We start from the raw sequence: 16,983 nt of genomic DNA on the forward strand, positions 1-16,983 counted from the left end.
CATGTGATTTTTTAGTGAAGAGCTGGATGAGGTTAAAGAGTTTTGGAGAATTGTTATGGAAAATATAAAATGTTTAGAAATGATAATGATGGGAACGAGACTCATAACTGTAAGTGAGTTTTATGAATTATTCGATGAGTTACAATTGAACTCATCGAATAAATTGCCATTATTTTTGTATAGCTTTAATTTAATAGATAAGTATGCATTTGTTAATACGAGTGAGTCAAATACTATAGTAGAAATAAAAAATATTACCCAAAATACTCATACAAGATTGAATATTGGAGAATATTTGTTAAATAATAAATTTTACCAGAAAGATATTTTTGAACTAAAAAGTATTGTTGACAGTGATTTAAGAGTTGAGGCTTCAGAAAGAGAATTGGTAATTTATGCTGCTGGTGAATTAAAAGAAACTTTTACTGTTTTAATGGATAATAAGCTGGATGTTGAATGTGCTGTAAAAGAATTAATTTGCGAAAGTTGGTTGGCATGTAGCATAAAATTTATTCAGATGCTTAATAATATTAAAAATTGGAATGATGTTAACTACACTATAAATTGCTTCTCTAATGTATATAGTGATATAGATTTAGAGATAAGTGAGCAAGATAAAGAAAATGCATTTAAATCAATGTATTTGATTGTAAAGAATATGGAACTTTGCCCGGAGCAGGGGAAATTTGGGCTTAGCCTACTAACAGAATTTTTAAAATTATTTTTTTATGAGAAAGATATCGATATTAAAATACAAGAAGAAATCATTTACTCGTTTATTCAAAGTCAAGAAGAGATGTTATTAAAAAATGAAGAGAGTTTGGTAGAACAATTCTACATTCACGTACATTTAGAACAAGTATATAATAGAATTTATACGGTAAAAAAATCAGAGGAAAACAATTCCTTAGAATTTGAGTTGTTAAATATTCGTCTCTGGGATATTTTAGGAAATAAGAAATTTCTAGATTATATTGAAAATAGAGATTTTGAAACACTTACTTTAGAAAATCTTTATATTGGTCAAGCATTTGGGAAAGATGGGAGTAGGAATGTTTTTGATAGGATTGGAGAAGGGCATGAAAAGCTTCAAAGAATAATATCAACAGTTCCTCCCGATAAAGAAGTCGCTTTACTGTTTTTTTCTATGAGACCAAAAGGAAATTTAGTTATAAGTCAATATGGAATAGAAGCTACAGAGAAACTAAAAAATTTATTGAATGATAATATTGATCCAAAAGAATATGTTGATTTGGCTGAAATTGCATTGATAACATATTTGAAACCTAAGTACAATACTCAGCATGTTAAAGATGATTTCAAAAGTTTAAAAACAGCTAAAATCAGGGATGTTATTAATAGTTATGATGGCATACAAATCTTTATGGACTTTGAAAAAGTGAATTGGAAGATTATTTCTAGTGATTGCACGAATGAGTTTACATCTAATAAACCCTATATACATTGTCTTTTTAAAAAAGATGCATTTAACTTAGGTATGAACGAGCTAGAAGATTTATTTGAAGCATATAAAATAGATTGAGTTATCAATATTTGGCAATATTAATGCTAAAAATTTAAAATATAGAAAGAAGTGAGTATAGTAATATTCATGGGAATTGAACAAGGTGTACAAGCTTACTAAAATTAAAAATCAAATAATACAAAGAAACAAGTTCCTTTGTATTCATTTAACTGAAAATGGGTAAACTAAGATTTAAAAACTGGAACGGAGAAGAGCGAAAGTTCAAGTATTTAAACTCGGGCTAAAAGTGCCCTTCTTCCTGTAAATATATAATAGAAAGGAATAAGAGCCTCGTATATTCTTAACTGAATATGGGTTACGGACTTGATCAATTCTTATGATTCAAATAATCATCAAGGCTTTTGTTGAGAAAGATAAGACTGGAGCAATCGTTGAGGTCTTGTTTGCAAGTGCTGATCATGATAAAGTACAAGCTAAATATGATGAATTAGTTGCTCAAAACTCGGAAAACTATTTAGCCATCTATGATCTACCGCTGGATATGGATTTGAATACACTAGATCACTATCCATCTGTGTGGATTGGGAAAGAGGAATTTGAATAAAATGACTGTTGGTTGCTTATCTGATGTGAAACATTAAAAGAAAGGAAAATAAAATAACATGATTGAAAGATATAGCCGCCCCGAAATGGCGAACATTTGGACTGAGGAAAATAAGTACAAGGCTTGGCTGGAGGTAGAGATTCTGGCTGATGAGGCTTGGGCTGAGTTGGGTGAGATTCCCAAGGAAGATGTGGCCTTGATTCGCGAAAAGGCTGGCTTTGACATTGACCGCATCTTGGAGATTGAGCAGGAGACACGCCACGATGTGGTGGCCTTTACTCGGGCGGTTTCTGAGACGCTGGGTGAAGAGCGCAAGTGGGTGCACTATGGTCTGACCTCGACCGATGTGGTGGATACGGCCTACGGCTACCTCTACAAGCAGGCCAATGACATCATCCGTGAGGATCTGCGTCGCTTCACTGACATCATTGCAGAGCGGGCACGGGAGCACAAGTTCACCATCATGATGGGACGGACCCACGGGGTGCACGCAGAGCCTACAACCTTTGGTCTTAAGCTTGCGACCTGGTACAGCGAAATGAAGCGCAATATCGAGCGTTTCGAGCATGCAGCTGCTGGTGTGGAAGCTGGTAAAATCTCTGGTGCGGTTGGAAACTTCGCTAATATCCCACCATTTGTAGAGCAATACGTCTGCGACAAGCTGGGTATCCGTGCTCAAGAAATCTCTACACAGGTCCTTCCTCGTGACCTCCACGCTGAATACTTCTCAACTCTAGCCTTGATTGCGACATCTATAGAGCGCATGGCGACTGAAATCCGCGGTCTGCAAAAGTCTGAGCAGCGCGAGGTGGAAGAGTTCTTTGCTAAGGGGCAAAAGGGTTCATCTGCTATGCCGCACAAGCGCAACCCTATCGGCTCTGAAAATATGACTGGTCTGGCGCGTGTCATTCGAGGCCACATGGTGACGGCCTTTGAGAATGTCTCTCTCTGGCATGAGCGCGATATTTCCCACTCATCAGCTGAGCGGATTATCGCACCGGACACAACCATTCTTATCGACTATATGCTCAACCGCTTTGGTAATATCGTCAAGAACCTGACCGTATTCCCAGAAAATATGAAGCGCAACATGAACTCAACCTTTGGTCTTATCTTCAGCCAGCGGGCTATGTTGACCTTGATTGAAAAAGGCATGACACGGGAGCAGGCTTATGACTTGGTGCAGCCAAAGACCGCCCAATCTTGGGACAATCAAGTAGACTTCAAGCCTCTGCTCGAAGCGGACCCAGAAGTCACTTCTCGTCTGACTCAGGAAGAGATTGATGAAATCTTCAATCCTACTTACTACACCAAGCGCGTAGATGAAATCTTCAAGCGCGTGGGGCTGGATTAAACAAAAAAACGAGCCTGGACAAAAAGTCCAGGCTTTTGAATCTAAATTAGAAAAAAATAGATGACGCAGTGGTTGAGTGTGCTCTACTACGCTGATTTCATCAGCTTTTACAAGCCCTACTCAACTGTGCGGAGGTGGGACGACGAAATCGAATTCTAACGAATTACCGATTTCTGTCCCACTCTCATTTTTATTATTCTCGAATGTATTATAAAAGTTTTGTTTTTGTTGGTTTTCAGTCCTAGAATACTAAAAAAATATACGAAATTAAAAAATTCTGTTTATTTTCTGTCATTTTTTGATTTTTATTAAACAAAAGTCGTTCAAATATCTTGCAAATTGGTATAGATAGGTTTATAATAATGATAGGCTAGTTGGTCAGGAAATGAAAAACGACAGCTCATGAGAACCATCGTTTTTCAGATTAATGATCGCGACTAGAAGAAATAAATTTGATTTTGAAGAAATCGCCACGCTTGTAGGTTTCGCTGTACTCTAGGATTTGTCCAGTATTTTCCAGTTTTGTGATCTTGACTTGATGCACAGTTGGGAAGTTTGGATCAATTTCCAAGGTCTTAGCAATATCTTTTGGCGTTGGAAAGACGATTTCGTTGGTTTCTTCGAAATACTCATCATTCATGTGGATGTGATAATCCGTCTTGAAGCGATTGTAGATCGAGCTGTAGTAGTCCAGATCTGGATAGTTTGGATTGATGTACTGTTCAGGAATGTAGGTTTGGTGATAGATATAGACTTTATCGCCTGTCCTTCTGATACGGTCAATCTTGTAGTAGAACTGGGACGGTGTTAGTTCTAGTTTTTCCAAGATTCTTAATTCATTTCCACGTTCGATAGACAGAACAGTCACCTTATCCTTTTGGATAGGGAAAGTTTCGATATCAGAGAATTCCACACGCTTGTGTTTTCTTGCGCGTGAAACAAACGTTCCCTTCCCTTGCTGACGGATGATGTAGCCATCATTCGCAAGTTCGTTCAAAGCGCGGACAACGGTGATGGAACTAACGTTGAACATCTTGATTAACTCAGCTTCTGTGTAGAATCTATCACCGTTTTCAAAGTTACCAGAAATGATTTGTTGTTTCAAATCATCTTTGATTTGTTGATATTTAGGAATAGCCATTGTGCTCACCTCTCTTTTTTTATCCCTCTCTATATTGATTTTAACATATTTTAAAAAAAATTGTTGACATTTATGTAAAAGTTTATTATATTAATATTAACAAGAAATGAAAGCGTTTTAAATCTAGGAGGAATGGGGAGATGAAGAGATTTGAAATAGGCTCTTCTTTCTACTTGGATGGTCAGGAGTTTAAGATTTTATCAGGAGCGATTCACTATTTTCGGATTCAGCCGGAAGACTGGTATCACTCGCTTTACAATCTTAAAGCCCTAGGCTTCAATACAGTTGAGACCTATGTTCCTTGGAACATGCACGAGCCAAAGAAAGGTCAGTTTGACTTTCAGGGAATTTTAGATATTGAGAAGTTTCTTCAGATTGCTCAAGATTTAGGATTATATGCCATCGTTCGCCCTTCGCCCTTTATCTGTGCGGAGTGGGAATTTGGCGGCATGCCAGCCTGGCTTTTGATTGAGGATATGAGAATCCGTTCTTCTGATGCTTCCTATCTTCAGGCTGTTGCAGACTACTATGATGAGTTGCTTCCTCGCTTGGTTCCAAGGCTCTTGGAAAAGGGTGGGAATATCCTCATGATGCAAGTGGAAAATGAATATGGCTCTTACGGGGAGGATAAAGACTACCTGAGAGCGATTCGGCAGATGATGTTGGACCGAGGCCTTGATTGCCCGCTCTTTACATCGGATGGTCCTTGGCGGGCGACGCTGAGAGCCGGCACGCTGATTGAGGAAGATTTATTTGTTACAGGAAATTTCGGTTCCAAGGCAGATTATAATTTTGCCCAGATGCAGGAATTCTTTGATGAGCATGGCAAAAAATGGCCGCTCATGTGTATGGAGTTTTGGGATGGTTGGTTCAATCGTTGGAAAGAACCAATTATCAAAAGGGATCCTGAGGAACTGGCTCAAGCTGTCCATGAGGTTCTGAAACAAGGCTCTATCAACCTCTATATGTTTCACGGCGGCACCAATTTTGGCTTCATGAATGGCTGCTCGGCCAGAGGTGTGACGGATTTACCACAGGTGACTTCGTATGATTACGATGCCCTGCTCGATGAACAGGGGAATCCAACTCCGAAATATTTTGCAGTGCAAAAAATGATGGAGACCTACTATCCTGAGTACCCACAAATGAAACCGCTCACAAAAGAATCTTTTGAATTGAGAGACATTGCTCTAAGTGAGAAGGTGAGTTTGTTTGAAACATTAGCTGATTTGGCTCAGCCAGTAGAGAGTTTCTATCCTGTCAAAATGGAGGATTTGGGGCAGGGCTATGGCTACTTGCTTTACCGTACAGAAGCCAGCTGGGATGCGGATGAGGAAAAAATTCGGGTGATTGACGGGCGAGACCGGATGCAGCTTTTTGTGGACGGCGAGCTTATGGGAACCCAGTATCAAGCAGAGATTGGTCAAGATATCTTTGTTGCTGGAGAAAAGAAAACCACCCACCGTATTGACGTCCTGATGGAAAACATGGGGCGGGTCAACTACGGGCATAAGTTCTTGGCAGATACCCAGCGAAAAGGGATTCGGACGGGCGTTTGTAAGGATTTACACTTCTTGCTGAATTGGCAGCAGTATCCACTTTCCTTTGAAAATACAAAAAACATCGATTTTTCAAAAGGATGGCAGCCAGAGCAACCAGCTTTCTACGCTTTTGACTTCAAAATGAAAGCGCTTAAAGATACTTATTTAGACTTGTCCGGTTTTGGAAAGGGCATTGCCTTTGTAAATGGCGTCAACATTGGTCGTTTCTGGAATGTCGGACCAACCTTATCGCTTTATATTCCGCATAGCCTTCTGAAAGAAGGACATAACCGAATCATCATTTTTGAAACGGAAGGGGAATATGAAGAATCAATTAACTTAGTTAACCAACCTACATTTAAAACAATAAAGGGGGAAAATTTATGACAATAGTAGGTGCACGTATCGATGGACGTTTGATCCATGGACAGGTAGCCAATCTCTGGACTACCAAGCTCAACATTTCACGCATTATGGTGATTGACGATGAGGTAGCTGAAAATGCTATCGAAAAGAGCGGACTTAAGTTGGCAACGCCGCCAGGAGTGAAGCTCAGCATTTTGCCAATCGCTAAGGCAGCAGAAAACATCTTGGCTGGTAAGTATGACTCACAACGACTCTTTATCGTTGCTCGTAAACCAGACCGATTCCTTCGTTTGGTAGAAGCTGGCGTTCCACTGGAAACACTGAACGTCGGAAATATGTCTCAGTCAGACGAAACTCGTCCCATCACTCGCTCTATCAATGTGGTTGATGCGGATGTGGAAGCTTTCCAAAAGTTGCATGAAAAAGGGGTGAAGCTGACAGCTCAGATGGTTCCAAATGATCCGGTCGCGGATTTTATGAATTTGTTAAAATAAGGAAAAATTTTTAGGAGGTCATTGTCATGATACAATGGTGGCAAATTTTACTACTCACTCTGTACTCAGCTTATCAAATCTGTGATGAGTTGACGATCGTTTCTTCAGCAGGTTCACCTGTATTTGCTGGATTTATCACAGGTCTCATTATGGGAAATATGGGTACAGGTCTTTTCATCGGTGCTTCTCTTCAATTGGTAGTACTCGGTGTTGGTACCTTCGGTGGTGCGTCTCGTATTGACGCTACTTCTGGTGCGGTTCTTGCAACTGCCTTCTCAGTAGCTCAAGGTCTTGATCCTGAGCTTGCTATTGCTACAATCGCTGTGCCGGTAGCAACTTTGTTGACATACTTCGACATTCTTGGTCGTATGACTACAACTTACTTCGCTCACCGTGTGGATGCTGCGATTGAACGCTTTGATTACAAAGGCATCGAACGCAACTATCTCCTTGGTGCGATTCCTTGGGCTCTTTCTCGTGCCCTCCCAGTTTTCTTTGCCCTTGCCTTTGGTGGAGCTTTTGTAGAAACTGTTGTTACAGGTCTCGGTAATGTACAATGGTTGGCAAACGGTCTAAAACTCGCAGGTCAAATGCTTCCAGGTCTTGGATTTGCAATCTTGCTTCGTTATCTTCCAGTTAAACGCAACCTTCACTATTTGGCACTTGGATTTGGCTTGACAGCTATGTTGACAGTGCTTTACAGTAATGTTCAAAGCCTTGGTGCTGCAGTCTCTAGCATTGTTGGTTCTGAAGTGTTCTCTAAACTTCCAAAAGAACAAGCTATTACTTTTGTTAACAACTTCAAGAGTGTATCCATGATTGGTATCGCCATCATTGGTGTCTTCCTTGCAGTACAACACTTCAAAAACAGCCAACGTACAGTCGTAGCTGCTCCAGTAACTGAATCAGAAAGCGGGGAAATTGAAGATGACGAATTCTAATTACAAACTAACAAAAGAAGATTTTAAACAGATTAACAAACGTAGCTTGTTTACCTTCCAATTGGGTTGGAACTATGAGCGTATGCAGGCTTCTGGTTACCTTTACATGATTTTGCCACAATTGCGTAAAATGTATGGAGACGGTACACCTGAACTGAAAGAAATGATGAAATTGCATACGCAATTCTTCAATACTTCACCATTCTTCCACACTATTATCACTGGTTTTGACCTTGCTTTGGAAGAAAAAGATGGTGTGAAATCAAAAGATGCGGTCAATGGTATCAAGACAGGTCTCATGGGGCCATTCGCTCCTCTTGGAGACTCAATCTTTGGATCATTGGTGCCAGCTATTATGGGGTCAATTGCTGCAACTTTGGCTGTTGCAGGAAACCCAGCCGGTATCTTCCTATGGATCGCTGTTGCAGTTGCTTATGACATTTTCCGTTGGAAACAATTGGAATTTGCCTATAAAGAAGGGGTTAACCTCATCAACAACATGCAAAGTACTTTGACAGCTTTGATTGATGCTGCATCTGTACTTGGTGTCTTCATGGTTGGTGCCTTGATTGCCAGCATGATTGGTGTTGAAGTTTCTTGGGCTCCACACATCGGGGACAAAGCAATTGAAATTCAAGATATGCTTAACCTCATCTTCCCACGCTTGGTACCAGCTATCATCACAGGTGTAATCTTCTGGTTGCTTGGACGTAAGGGTATGAACTCTACAAAAGCTATCTTGCTCATCATTCTTGCAGCGATTGCGTTCTCAGCGTTTGGTCACTTCTTCTTTGGAATGGCATAATGGTGTAAATTATGAGCAAACAATTAATTTTGATTAGTCATGGTCGCTTTTGTGAAGAGCTGAAAACAACCACTGAGATGATTATGGGTCCTCAAGCGGATATTCATGCCGTTGCCTTGTTTCCAGAGGAGGGACCAGATGATTTCACAGCTAAGTTTTTAGATACGGTCAAGGATTTTGAAGACTATGTTGTCTTTGCAGATCTTTTGGGAGGCACACCATGTAATGTAGTCAGCCGCCTTATTTTAGAAGGTAAGGATATTGACTTGTACGCCGGTATGAATCTGCCGATGGTGATTGAGTTTCTCAATGCTTCTCTGACAGGAGCTGATGTTGACTATCCGAAAAATGCAGTCGAAAATATCGTTAAAGTCAATGATATTTTAGCAGGCTTATCAGATGATGAGGATGAGTAGGACTGTTTTGTAAGGAAAAAAGAAATGAAGGGGAGTGGGGAATTTTCCCATTCCCTCTTTTAAAAGCAAATAACTAATATATCGATGTTTATTTTGAAAGGACTACCATGCTAGATTATTCAAAAGAGAAACTGGTTGAATTGGGCGCGGAAATCACCACGCGTGAGATCTACCAACAGCCAGATGTTTGGCAGACAGCTTTTAATACTTACAAGGCTCAAGCTGACCAAGTCACTGCTTTTCTAAAAGGTATTGAAGAAAAGCATGATTATATAAAAGTTATCTTTACAGGTGCGGGAACTTCGGCTTATGTGGGTGATACGCTATTGCCATATTTCAGAAAGCTTTATGATGAGCGCCAATGGAATTTTAATTCGGTTGCGACGACTGATATCGTGGCTGGTCCTGAGGTGCATCTGCATAAGGAAATTCCAACGGTTCTTGTTTCTTTTGCTCGCAGTGGCAATTCGCCAGAAAGTGTTGCGACAGTGGACTTGGCCAAGCAGTTGGTTGATGAGCTTTATCAAGTGACCATTACCTGCGCTGCAGAGGGGAAACTAGCTCAGCAGGCTCATGGCGATGAGAGGAATCTCCTCTTATTGCAACCAGCTCCATCAAATGATGCTGGCTTTGCCATGACTTCTAGCTTTACCTCTATGATGTTGACAGCTCTTCTGGTTTTTGATCCAGCAGATTTGGCTCAAAAAGAAGCAAGAGTCGCTGAGTTGATTGCCTTGAGTCAAAAGGTTTTGGCCGATGTAGCTGACGTTCAGGCTTTGACAGAATTAGACTTTAACCGTGTCATTTACCTTGGAGCAGGGCCATTCTTTGGTCTGGCGCATGAAGCACAGCTGAAAATTTTGGAGTTGACCGCGGGGAAGGTTGCGACTATGTATGAAAGCCCAGTCGGCTTCCGTCATGGACCAAAATCTCTGATTAACGAAGAGACGCTTGTGCTGGTATTTGGCTCAAGGGATGCATACACCAAACGCTACGATTTGGATTTGGTGCGTGAAGTGGCAGGAGATCAGATTGCTCGCAAGGTGGTTTTCTTTACAGAGCGCAGAGAAGACTTGGAAAATGTTGAGCAAGTGGTTCTTGAAAGTGATATCTTGGAAGATAGCTATCGAGCCTTCCCTTACATCGTCTATGCTCAGCTCTTCTCTCTCTTGACTTCTTTGAAAGTGAGAAATCGACCAGATACACCGTCTCCGACAGGTACGGTCAATCGGGTCGTTCAGGGAGTTATCATCCACCCTTTCCAGCAGTAGAAAGCTAAATATGGAAAAGTCAAACATTAGTCATGGGAAAGCTAGTTATTAAAAAGACTTTCAGATAAAAAGGATGGCCTTCTATCCTTGTCCCTTGACTAAGTCAAGAAAGAGAGTGGGACAGAAATCGGTAATTCGTTAGAATTCGATTTCATCGTCCCACCTCCGCACAGTTGAGTAGGGCTGTAAAAGCTGATGAAGTCAGCGTAGTAGAGCCCACTCAACCACTGCGTCTTGCTCGACAATCCAAAGACAATTGAGAGGCTAGGACTTTTGTCCCAGACTCGAGACAGAGGGAGATTGTATGAAATCTTATCAAGAATCCATTTTTGGTACTTTTAAAGGACAGGATGTCTTAGCCTACACCTTTGAAAATAAGCTAGGCTATCGCTTCAAGGTCATGAACTATGGCGCAACGATTTTAGAATATCGGACGCCGGATAAAAATGGTGATTTTGCCAATATTATTCTAGGCTTTGAGCGTTTTGATGATTACGTTGGCAATAGTCCTAAGCATGGGGCCAGCGTGGGGCCAGTTGCAGGGCGGATTGCAAATGCTAGCTTTGAGCTGAATGGGCAGTCCTACCAGCTGGAAGTCAATAATGGCCAGAATTGCAACCACAGTGGCTCTACTAGCTGGGATGGTGTGATTTTCCAGACGGAGGAAGTCACAAACGAGGGCGTCACATTTTATACAGAGCGCCCAGACGGGACGGGTGGTTTTCCAGGAAATTTGAAAATCTGGATTTCCTATTCCTTGTCGGAAAAAGGGGAGATTGAGATTTCCTATCAAGTCCAGACAGATCAGGATAGTCTGGTTAATCCGACCAACCACAGCTATTTCAATCTGTCAGGTGATTTCAGTCAGCCGATTGATCAGCATGTCCTCCAGCTGCATACCAAAGGAGTGTATCCGATTGCTCCTGACGGTTTGCCAGCAAAAGAAGTGGATGCAGATCGTGGCTTTGTCAAAGGTCTACAAAAAGGTCTGGCGCTGAAAGAAATTTTTGCAGACCAAGACGAGCAAATTCAGGTCGTGTCAGGGCTGGATCATCCATTTGCTCTTGATAAAGAGCAGGAAGAGGCAGGTTGCCTTTATGATCCGGCATCAGGTCGCTACCTGACTTTCCGTACGGATGCTCCTTGTGTCGTGACTTATTCGGCAAATTTTGTCGATGAGTCAGTCATCATCAATGGACAGCCAATGATTCAGCATAATGGTCTGGCATTGGAGGCACAGGCCTTGCCTGATGCGATTCATAGTGACTTGAAAGATCAGGTCATTCTCAAGGCAGGAAGCCTCTTCACCAGCACCACCGTTTATTTCGCAGGAGTGAGATAAACGGCAAACTTGCTTCATTTGAAGTGTATCTCACATGGCGATACTAGCCTCAGATACAAGAAAACGGCAGATTCCCCCTCTGCCGTTCTTACTATTTATTTTATTTGTTATCTAAGTCTTGTGGTTGGAAAAATTGATTGTAACGTTCTTCGTCTTCTTGGTTATCACGGATAACTTTTGCAAGAGTGAATGAAGAAGAAATCAGTCCGACAGAACCCATGAGATAGTATCCTTTAACCATCAAAGGTTCTTTCAAAGTATAGAGTCCGACGAGAACAAGAGTCACAAAGAAGGCGAATGAGCCCCAAGCCATAAACATAAAGGCTGGTGTATTCCGATAAGTTTTCTTTTTAAGGTTGTTCATATCTAAAATCTCCTTTTCGATTTTTTTCATTGTATCATGAGTTTTTGAGACAGTCAATGAAATAGAGGCTATTTTAATCAGACTGAACAATTCATATTAGTTTGTATCATCTTACTAAGATATCTAAAAGTATTTTATTTTTAAAAAATATTTTTTCTTTAAGCAAATTTTAAGATAAGGACGTTATACTAATACCATCAAATGAAGACCTCCTAACTTTATTTGATAGAAATCCTAAAACTTTTTCATAATAATCTCCCATAAGAGCCACCAAATTCGGTGGCTTTTTTTGTGCTCAGAAGCGGGTCGGATTACTTCCTCTGCCCTATTTTTTGCTATAATAGTTCTATGAGTAGAATTTTAGACAATGAATTAATGGGTGATGAGGAATTGGTGGAGCGCACCTTGCGTCCCCAGTATTTACAGGAGTATATCGGTCAGGATAAGGTTAAGGAACAGCTGAAGATTTTTACTGAAGCGGCTAAGCTGAGGGATGAGGCGCTGGACCACACCCTGCTTTTTGGCCCTCCAGGTCTGGGGAAGACGACTATGGCCTTTGTCATTGCCAATGAACTAGGCGTTAATCTCAAGCAGACTTCAGGTCCGGTGATTGAGAAATCTGGTGATTTGGTTGCGATCTTAAATGACCTTGAGCCGGGTGATGTCCTCTTTATCGATGAGATTCACCGTTTGCCTATGGCGGTAGAGGAAGTGCTATACAGCGCCATGGAGGACTTTTACATTGACATTATGATTGGGACTGGCGAAACCAGTCGCAGCGTCCATCTGGAATTGCCGCCTTTCACATTAATTGGGGCGACCACTCGGGCGGGCATGCTGTCCAATCCTCTGCGGGCTCGTTTTGGGATTACCGGTCACATGGAGTATTATGAAGCCAGCGATCTGACCGAAATCGTCGAGCGGACGGCTGAGATTTTTGAGATGGATATTACTCACGAGGCTGCTCGTGAGCTGGCTCTGCGTAGCCGAGGAACGCCGCGGATTGCCAATCGTCTGCTCAAGCGGGTGCGAGACTACGCGCAAATTATGGGCAATGGCTTGATTGATGATAAGATAACCGACCAGGCTCTCTCCATGCTGGATGTGGACCAGGAAGGGCTGGACTATGTGGATCAGAAAATCCTACGAACCATGATTGAAGTTTATGGTGGTGGTCCAGTAGGGCTGGGAACCCTCTCAGTCAATATTGCCGAGGAACGTGAAACAGTGGAGGATATGTATGAGCCTTACCTGATTCAGAAGGGCTTTGTCATGCGGACTCGGACTGGGCGCGTGGCGACTCGTAAAGCTTATGAGCATCTGGGATATGAGTATATGAAGGAATGAAGACAGATCTGGAGATTTTAGAGAGACTGGGTCAGGATCGGGATATCCGAGCGATTCTGGAAATAATCCGCAATCTGCAGCTAGAGGACTCTTGGCTGGCTGCGGGTAGTGTCAGAAATTTTATTTGGAATATCTTGTCTGGCAAGTCGGGCTTTGATGCTGAAACGGATGTGGATGTCATATTCTTTGATCCAACTGTGTCTTATGAGAAAACTTTGCAGCTGGAGATGGAGTTGAGAAAAGCTTTTCCCGCTTATTCTTGGGAGCTGAAAAATCAAGTCTATATGCATAGTCATAGTCCCAACACCCAGCCCTATACTAGCTCGAAAGATGCCATGAGCAAGTATCCTGAGTGCTGCACAGCTATCGGTCTTCGATTGCTGGAAAATGATAAGCTAGAGCTTTTTGCACCCTATGGCTTGGCAGATATTCGAGCATTTCAGGTTCGACCAACACCGCATTTTTTAGCGGATGCGGATCGAAAGAAGCTTTATAGGCAAAGAATCCGCAAGAAAAACTGGCAGGCTAAATGGCCACAATTAAGTTTTGAATATCTTTCTGAAGAAAAGTAAAGTTGAATCTGGTGCAAGCTAGATTGAGTGGATTACCGCCTCAATGATCTGCACTTTTATGTAAGTCGGTATAATTAGCTGTTTTTCAGAGTCCGCTTCCGCTGTCACAGAATAATCAAGAAAGCTCCGCAGTTTTCTTTTTATTCTGGTATAATAGATCTATGAAGAAAATTGTATTTGTTTGTTTAGGAAATATCTGCCGCAGTCCGATGGCAGAGTTTGTTATGAAAAGTCTGACCGATGACCTACATATTGAGAGTCGTGCAACGTCTAGCTGGGAGCATGGAAACCCTATACATCAGGGGACTCAGGCTATTTTTAAGAAACATGCGATTTCTTATGACAAAGGAAAGACTTCTCAGCAGATTTCAGCGCAAGATTTTGCAGAATTTGATTATATCATCGGCATGGATGAAGCCAATATTCGAGATTTGAAGAAAATGGCGCCAGTGGATTTTCAGGATAAAATCTACCAGTTTGCTGGTATCGGTGTGCCGGATCCTTGGTACACAGGTGATTTCGATGAGACTTATGAGCTGATTTTGGCTGGTTGCCACAAGTGGTTAGAATGCTTAAATGGATGAAAAATGGATAAAATAAAAGAATTTTACGATAAATATAAAATCTATCTGACCCGTCAGAATCTAGAAATCCTAGCAGTGACTGTGATTGCCTTGTCAGCAATTTTAGTGTTTACCTCTAATATCCCTAGCAAGGGTGCGCTAACGCTGGATCAAGGTAAGATAAAATATGAGGGCAGTCTAGTTCACGGAAAAATGAATGGCGAAGGTACCCTGACTTTTAAAAATGGGGATAGCTATAAAGGGCATTTCAAAAATGGTACTTTTGATGGTAAGGGTACTTTTACATCGAAGGCTGGTTGGAAATATGAAGGTGAATTTGCCAACGGTCAAGCCAATGGTAAAGGAAAACTGACGACAGAAAGTAATGTCGTCTATGAAGGAACGTTCAAGCAAGGAATTTATCAAAATGCGCATTAGATGGTTTTCACTGGTTCGGATTACTGGACTGGTCTTGGTGTTACTCTATCATTACTTTCAGGGAGTTTTTCCTGGAGGTTTTATTGGAGTGGACATCTTTTTCACTTTTTCAGGATTTTTGATTACTTCATTATTGATTGATGAGTTTACAAGAAGTCGGACGATTGATATTATGGGCTTTCTGAAACGGCGCTTTTATCGTATCGTTCCTCCGCTTGTTTTTATGATTTTGGTCATCATGCCCTTTACTTTATTGATTCGTCGGGATTTTGTAGCAGGTATCGGGACGCAGATTTCAGCTGCGCTTGGCTTTGTGACCAATTTTTATGAAATGATGTCGGGCGGCAATTATGAAAGCCAGTTTGTGCCGCATTTGCTGATTCACACTTGGAGTTTAGCACTGGAAGTGCATTACTATATCCTCTGGGGCTTGGCTGCTTGGGGCATTAGCAAGATTAGCAAGTCAGTTGCTCAGTATCGGGGGCTGATTTCTCTGACTTCAATTGCTCTGTTTCTGTTCAGTTTCTTAGCTATGTTTATCGGCGCCTTTTTCAGCAAGAATTACTCCAATATTTATTTCTCAAGTTTGACCCATGTCTTTCCTTTCTTTGCTGGGACAGTGCTAGCGACTTTTTCTGGAGTCGGAAATGTGGGCGTTCAGATGAAGAGACTGGAAGAAAAGGTCGAAATCAAGCAAGTCTTGATCGCTTTAGCTGGCAGTTTTGTTCTTCTTATTTTGCTCAGCTTTATTTTGAAATTTGACAGCTTGTGGACTTATTTATTTGGTTTCTTGATTTCAACACTTCTGGCTTGTGTCATGATAGCAGCAACCCGTATCTTGCACGATAAATTGCCAAATATTAAGGAGCCTAGTCCTCTCAACTTTATTGCAGACACTAGCTATGGAGTTTACCTCTTCCATTGGCCTTTCTATATTATTTTTACTCAGTTGATGAGCAATGGATGGGCTGTGCTTTTGACTACAATCTTGAGTTTTGGTTTCGCGGCTCTTTCTTTCTATATCTTAGAGCCGACTTTAGCTGGACGGAAGCCTCGGATTTTTGGCAAGGAGATGAATGTCAGTTCCATCACCAAGCCGATTTTCTACAGTTTTATTCCGCTGACATTTATCTTGCTTATTATCACCGTCACGGCTCCGTCTGTGGGTGCCTTTGAGGAAAGCCTGATTGTCAATTCTTTGAACCAAGCCGATACGAAAATGCAGACAACCCGTAAGCACGCAGACCAAAAAACTGCGACAAATTATAACGTGGCAGAGGGAACGACTGTTATTGGTGATTCGGTCACTTTGCGCTCCGCTGAATGGATCCAAGAGGCTATACCTGACGCTCAAGTCGATGCAGTGGTTAGCCGTAATTTAGTGTCTGGTCTGGAATTTTTCAAGAACGATATTGCTAACCAAACACTGCTTCAAAACGTCGTCTTGGCATTGGGAACCAATCCAGTTGACAATTATGAAGAATTGCTGGATCAGTATATCGAGCTCTTGCCAAAAGGTCATCGTTTGATTTTAGTCACGCCATATGATGGCCGAACAGCCAATGATCCAAGTAGTATTCCTGTTAAGATACGACAATACGAACTTGAACTTGCTAAGAAATACGATTTTGTATATGTAGCAGACTGGTATCAGGTAGCGATTAACAATCCGCAGATTTGGATTGGAACAGACTATGTTCATTATGGGGCAGATTCAGAGTCAATGGCAGAGGGAGGTAAACTCTACTCTAACATGTTGAAAGAAGCCTTGGCTGCCGCTTCAAGTGGCAGTGTTAAGCCATAAAACTAGCTCGGTTATTTAACCGAGCTAGTTTTATAACAAAAAAGAAAACGCTAACACATTTTTAGAGAAAAGTATGTGAAATTTTCGAAAATAATATAGAGACTTTTGTAAAAAAGCCTGAAATATCAGTGTTT

At 41.4% G+C, this 16,983-nt stretch carries 17 protein-coding genes; 15 read left to right on the forward strand and 2 right to left on the reverse strand.

Annotation, left to right across the window (positions count from 1 at the left end; all coding sequences use genetic code 11):
* Nucleotides 1-55 precede the first annotated feature (55 nt).
* The 3 genes from HMPREF9960_RS01005 (at nucleotide 56) to purB (ending at nucleotide 3,444) form a co-directional block, all read left to right on the forward strand.
* Entirely contained in the window at nucleotides 56-1,543 is a 1,488-nt protein-coding gene (locus HMPREF9960_RS01005; protein ID WP_005591347.1) for a hypothetical protein, read from the forward strand.
* Nucleotides 1,544-1,862: 319 nt separating this feature from the next.
* Nucleotides 1,863-2,090, forward strand: coding sequence for a hypothetical protein (locus HMPREF9960_RS01010; protein ID WP_005591346.1), 228 nt, complete (start codon nucleotides 1,863-1,865; stop codon nucleotides 2,088-2,090).
* A 58-nt stretch (nucleotides 2,091-2,148) separates the two neighbouring features.
* The gene (gene purB / locus HMPREF9960_RS01015; RefSeq protein WP_005591345.1) at nucleotides 2,149-3,444 is read left to right on the forward strand and encodes an adenylosuccinate lyase; all 1,296 of its coding nucleotides are present in this window, start codon (nucleotides 2,149-2,151) and stop codon (nucleotides 3,442-3,444) included.
* Nucleotides 3,445-3,868: 424 nt separating this feature from the next.
* On the opposite strand, the gene HMPREF9960_RS01020 is transcribed toward purB, so the two are convergent.
* On the reverse strand, nucleotides 3,869-4,585 hold the full coding sequence (locus HMPREF9960_RS01020) for a GntR family transcriptional regulator (RefSeq protein ID WP_005591344.1): 717 nt from the start codon (nucleotides 4,583-4,585) through the stop codon (nucleotides 3,869-3,871).
* Nucleotides 4,586-4,725: 140 nt separating this feature from the next.
* On the opposite strand from HMPREF9960_RS01020, the gene HMPREF9960_RS01025 reads away from it, so the two are divergent.
* From HMPREF9960_RS01025 to HMPREF9960_RS01055, 7 genes are all read left to right on the forward strand, one after another.
* Nucleotides 4,726-6,513, forward strand: a complete 1,788-nt coding sequence (locus HMPREF9960_RS01025; RefSeq protein WP_005591343.1) for a glycoside hydrolase family 35 protein — start codon at nucleotides 4,726-4,728, stop codon at nucleotides 6,511-6,513.
* Complete coding sequence (locus tag HMPREF9960_RS01030; protein WP_005591342.1) at nucleotides 6,510-6,986, forward strand: PTS sugar transporter subunit IIB; 477 nt, start codon at nucleotides 6,510-6,512, stop codon at nucleotides 6,984-6,986. The genes HMPREF9960_RS01025 and HMPREF9960_RS01030 overlap by 4 nt, the downstream gene beginning before the upstream one ends.
* A 26-nt stretch (nucleotides 6,987-7,012) precedes the next feature.
* Nucleotides 7,013-7,927, forward strand: a complete 915-nt coding sequence (locus tag HMPREF9960_RS01035) for a PTS mannose/fructose/sorbose/N-acetylgalactosamine transporter subunit IIC (RefSeq protein WP_005591341.1) — start codon at nucleotides 7,013-7,015, stop codon at nucleotides 7,925-7,927.
* A complete protein-coding gene (locus HMPREF9960_RS01040) occupies nucleotides 7,914-8,732 on the forward strand; it encodes a PTS system mannose/fructose/sorbose family transporter subunit IID (protein WP_005591340.1) in 819 nt (272 codons plus the stop codon). The genes HMPREF9960_RS01035 and HMPREF9960_RS01040 overlap by 14 nt, the downstream gene beginning before the upstream one ends.
* An 11-nt stretch (nucleotides 8,733-8,743) precedes the next feature.
* The gene (locus tag HMPREF9960_RS01045; RefSeq protein ID WP_005591339.1) at nucleotides 8,744-9,148 is read left to right on the forward strand and encodes a PTS sugar transporter subunit IIA; all 405 of its coding nucleotides are present in this window, start codon (nucleotides 8,744-8,746) and stop codon (nucleotides 9,146-9,148) included.
* A gap of 107 nt (nucleotides 9,149-9,255) precedes the next feature.
* On the forward strand, nucleotides 9,256-10,419 hold the full coding sequence (locus HMPREF9960_RS01050) for an SIS domain-containing protein (protein ID WP_005591338.1): 1,164 nt from the start codon (nucleotides 9,256-9,258) through the stop codon (nucleotides 10,417-10,419).
* Nucleotides 10,420-10,723: 304 nt separating this feature from the next.
* Nucleotides 10,724-11,761, forward strand: coding sequence for an aldose epimerase family protein (locus HMPREF9960_RS01055; protein WP_005591337.1), 1,038 nt, complete (start codon nucleotides 10,724-10,726; stop codon nucleotides 11,759-11,761).
* A gap of 100 nt (nucleotides 11,762-11,861) precedes the next feature.
* Here HMPREF9960_RS01055 and HMPREF9960_RS01060 read toward each other — a convergent pair whose 3' ends face one another.
* Complete coding sequence (locus HMPREF9960_RS01060; protein ID WP_037585999.1) at nucleotides 11,862-12,125, reverse strand: YiaA/YiaB family inner membrane protein; 264 nt, start codon at nucleotides 12,123-12,125, stop codon at nucleotides 11,862-11,864.
* 348 nt (nucleotides 12,126-12,473) lie between these two features.
* Between HMPREF9960_RS01060 and ruvB the strand changes: the two genes are divergently transcribed.
* The 5 genes from ruvB (at nucleotide 12,474) to HMPREF9960_RS01085 (ending at nucleotide 16,849) form a co-directional block, all read left to right on the forward strand.
* Nucleotides 12,474-13,472 (forward strand): Holliday junction branch migration DNA helicase RuvB, encoded by a 999-nt coding sequence (gene ruvB / locus HMPREF9960_RS01065; RefSeq protein ID WP_005591335.1) that lies wholly within the window; start codon nucleotides 12,474-12,476, stop codon nucleotides 13,470-13,472.
* Nucleotides 13,469-14,044, forward strand: coding sequence for a nucleotidyltransferase family protein (locus HMPREF9960_RS01070; protein ID WP_005591334.1), 576 nt, complete (start codon nucleotides 13,469-13,471; stop codon nucleotides 14,042-14,044). Before ruvB ends, HMPREF9960_RS01070 begins: the two co-directional genes overlap by 4 nt.
* 161 nt (nucleotides 14,045-14,205) lie before the next feature.
* Complete coding sequence (locus HMPREF9960_RS01075) at nucleotides 14,206-14,628, forward strand: low molecular weight protein-tyrosine-phosphatase (protein ID WP_005591333.1); 423 nt, start codon at nucleotides 14,206-14,208, stop codon at nucleotides 14,626-14,628.
* A 3-nt stretch (nucleotides 14,629-14,631) separates the two neighbouring features.
* Complete coding sequence (locus HMPREF9960_RS01080) at nucleotides 14,632-15,045, forward strand: MORN repeat-containing protein (RefSeq protein ID WP_005591332.1); 414 nt, start codon at nucleotides 14,632-14,634, stop codon at nucleotides 15,043-15,045.
* Entirely contained in the window at nucleotides 15,035-16,849 is a 1,815-nt protein-coding gene (locus HMPREF9960_RS01085; protein WP_005591331.1) for an acyltransferase family protein, read from the forward strand. The genes HMPREF9960_RS01080 and HMPREF9960_RS01085 overlap by 11 nt, the downstream gene beginning before the upstream one ends.
* The last annotated feature ends 134 nt before the right edge of the window (nucleotides 16,850-16,983 follow it).

Source organism: Streptococcus cristatus ATCC 51100, assembly GCF_000222765.1.
GTDB lineage: Bacteria > Bacillota > Bacilli > Lactobacillales > Streptococcaceae > Streptococcus > Streptococcus cristatus.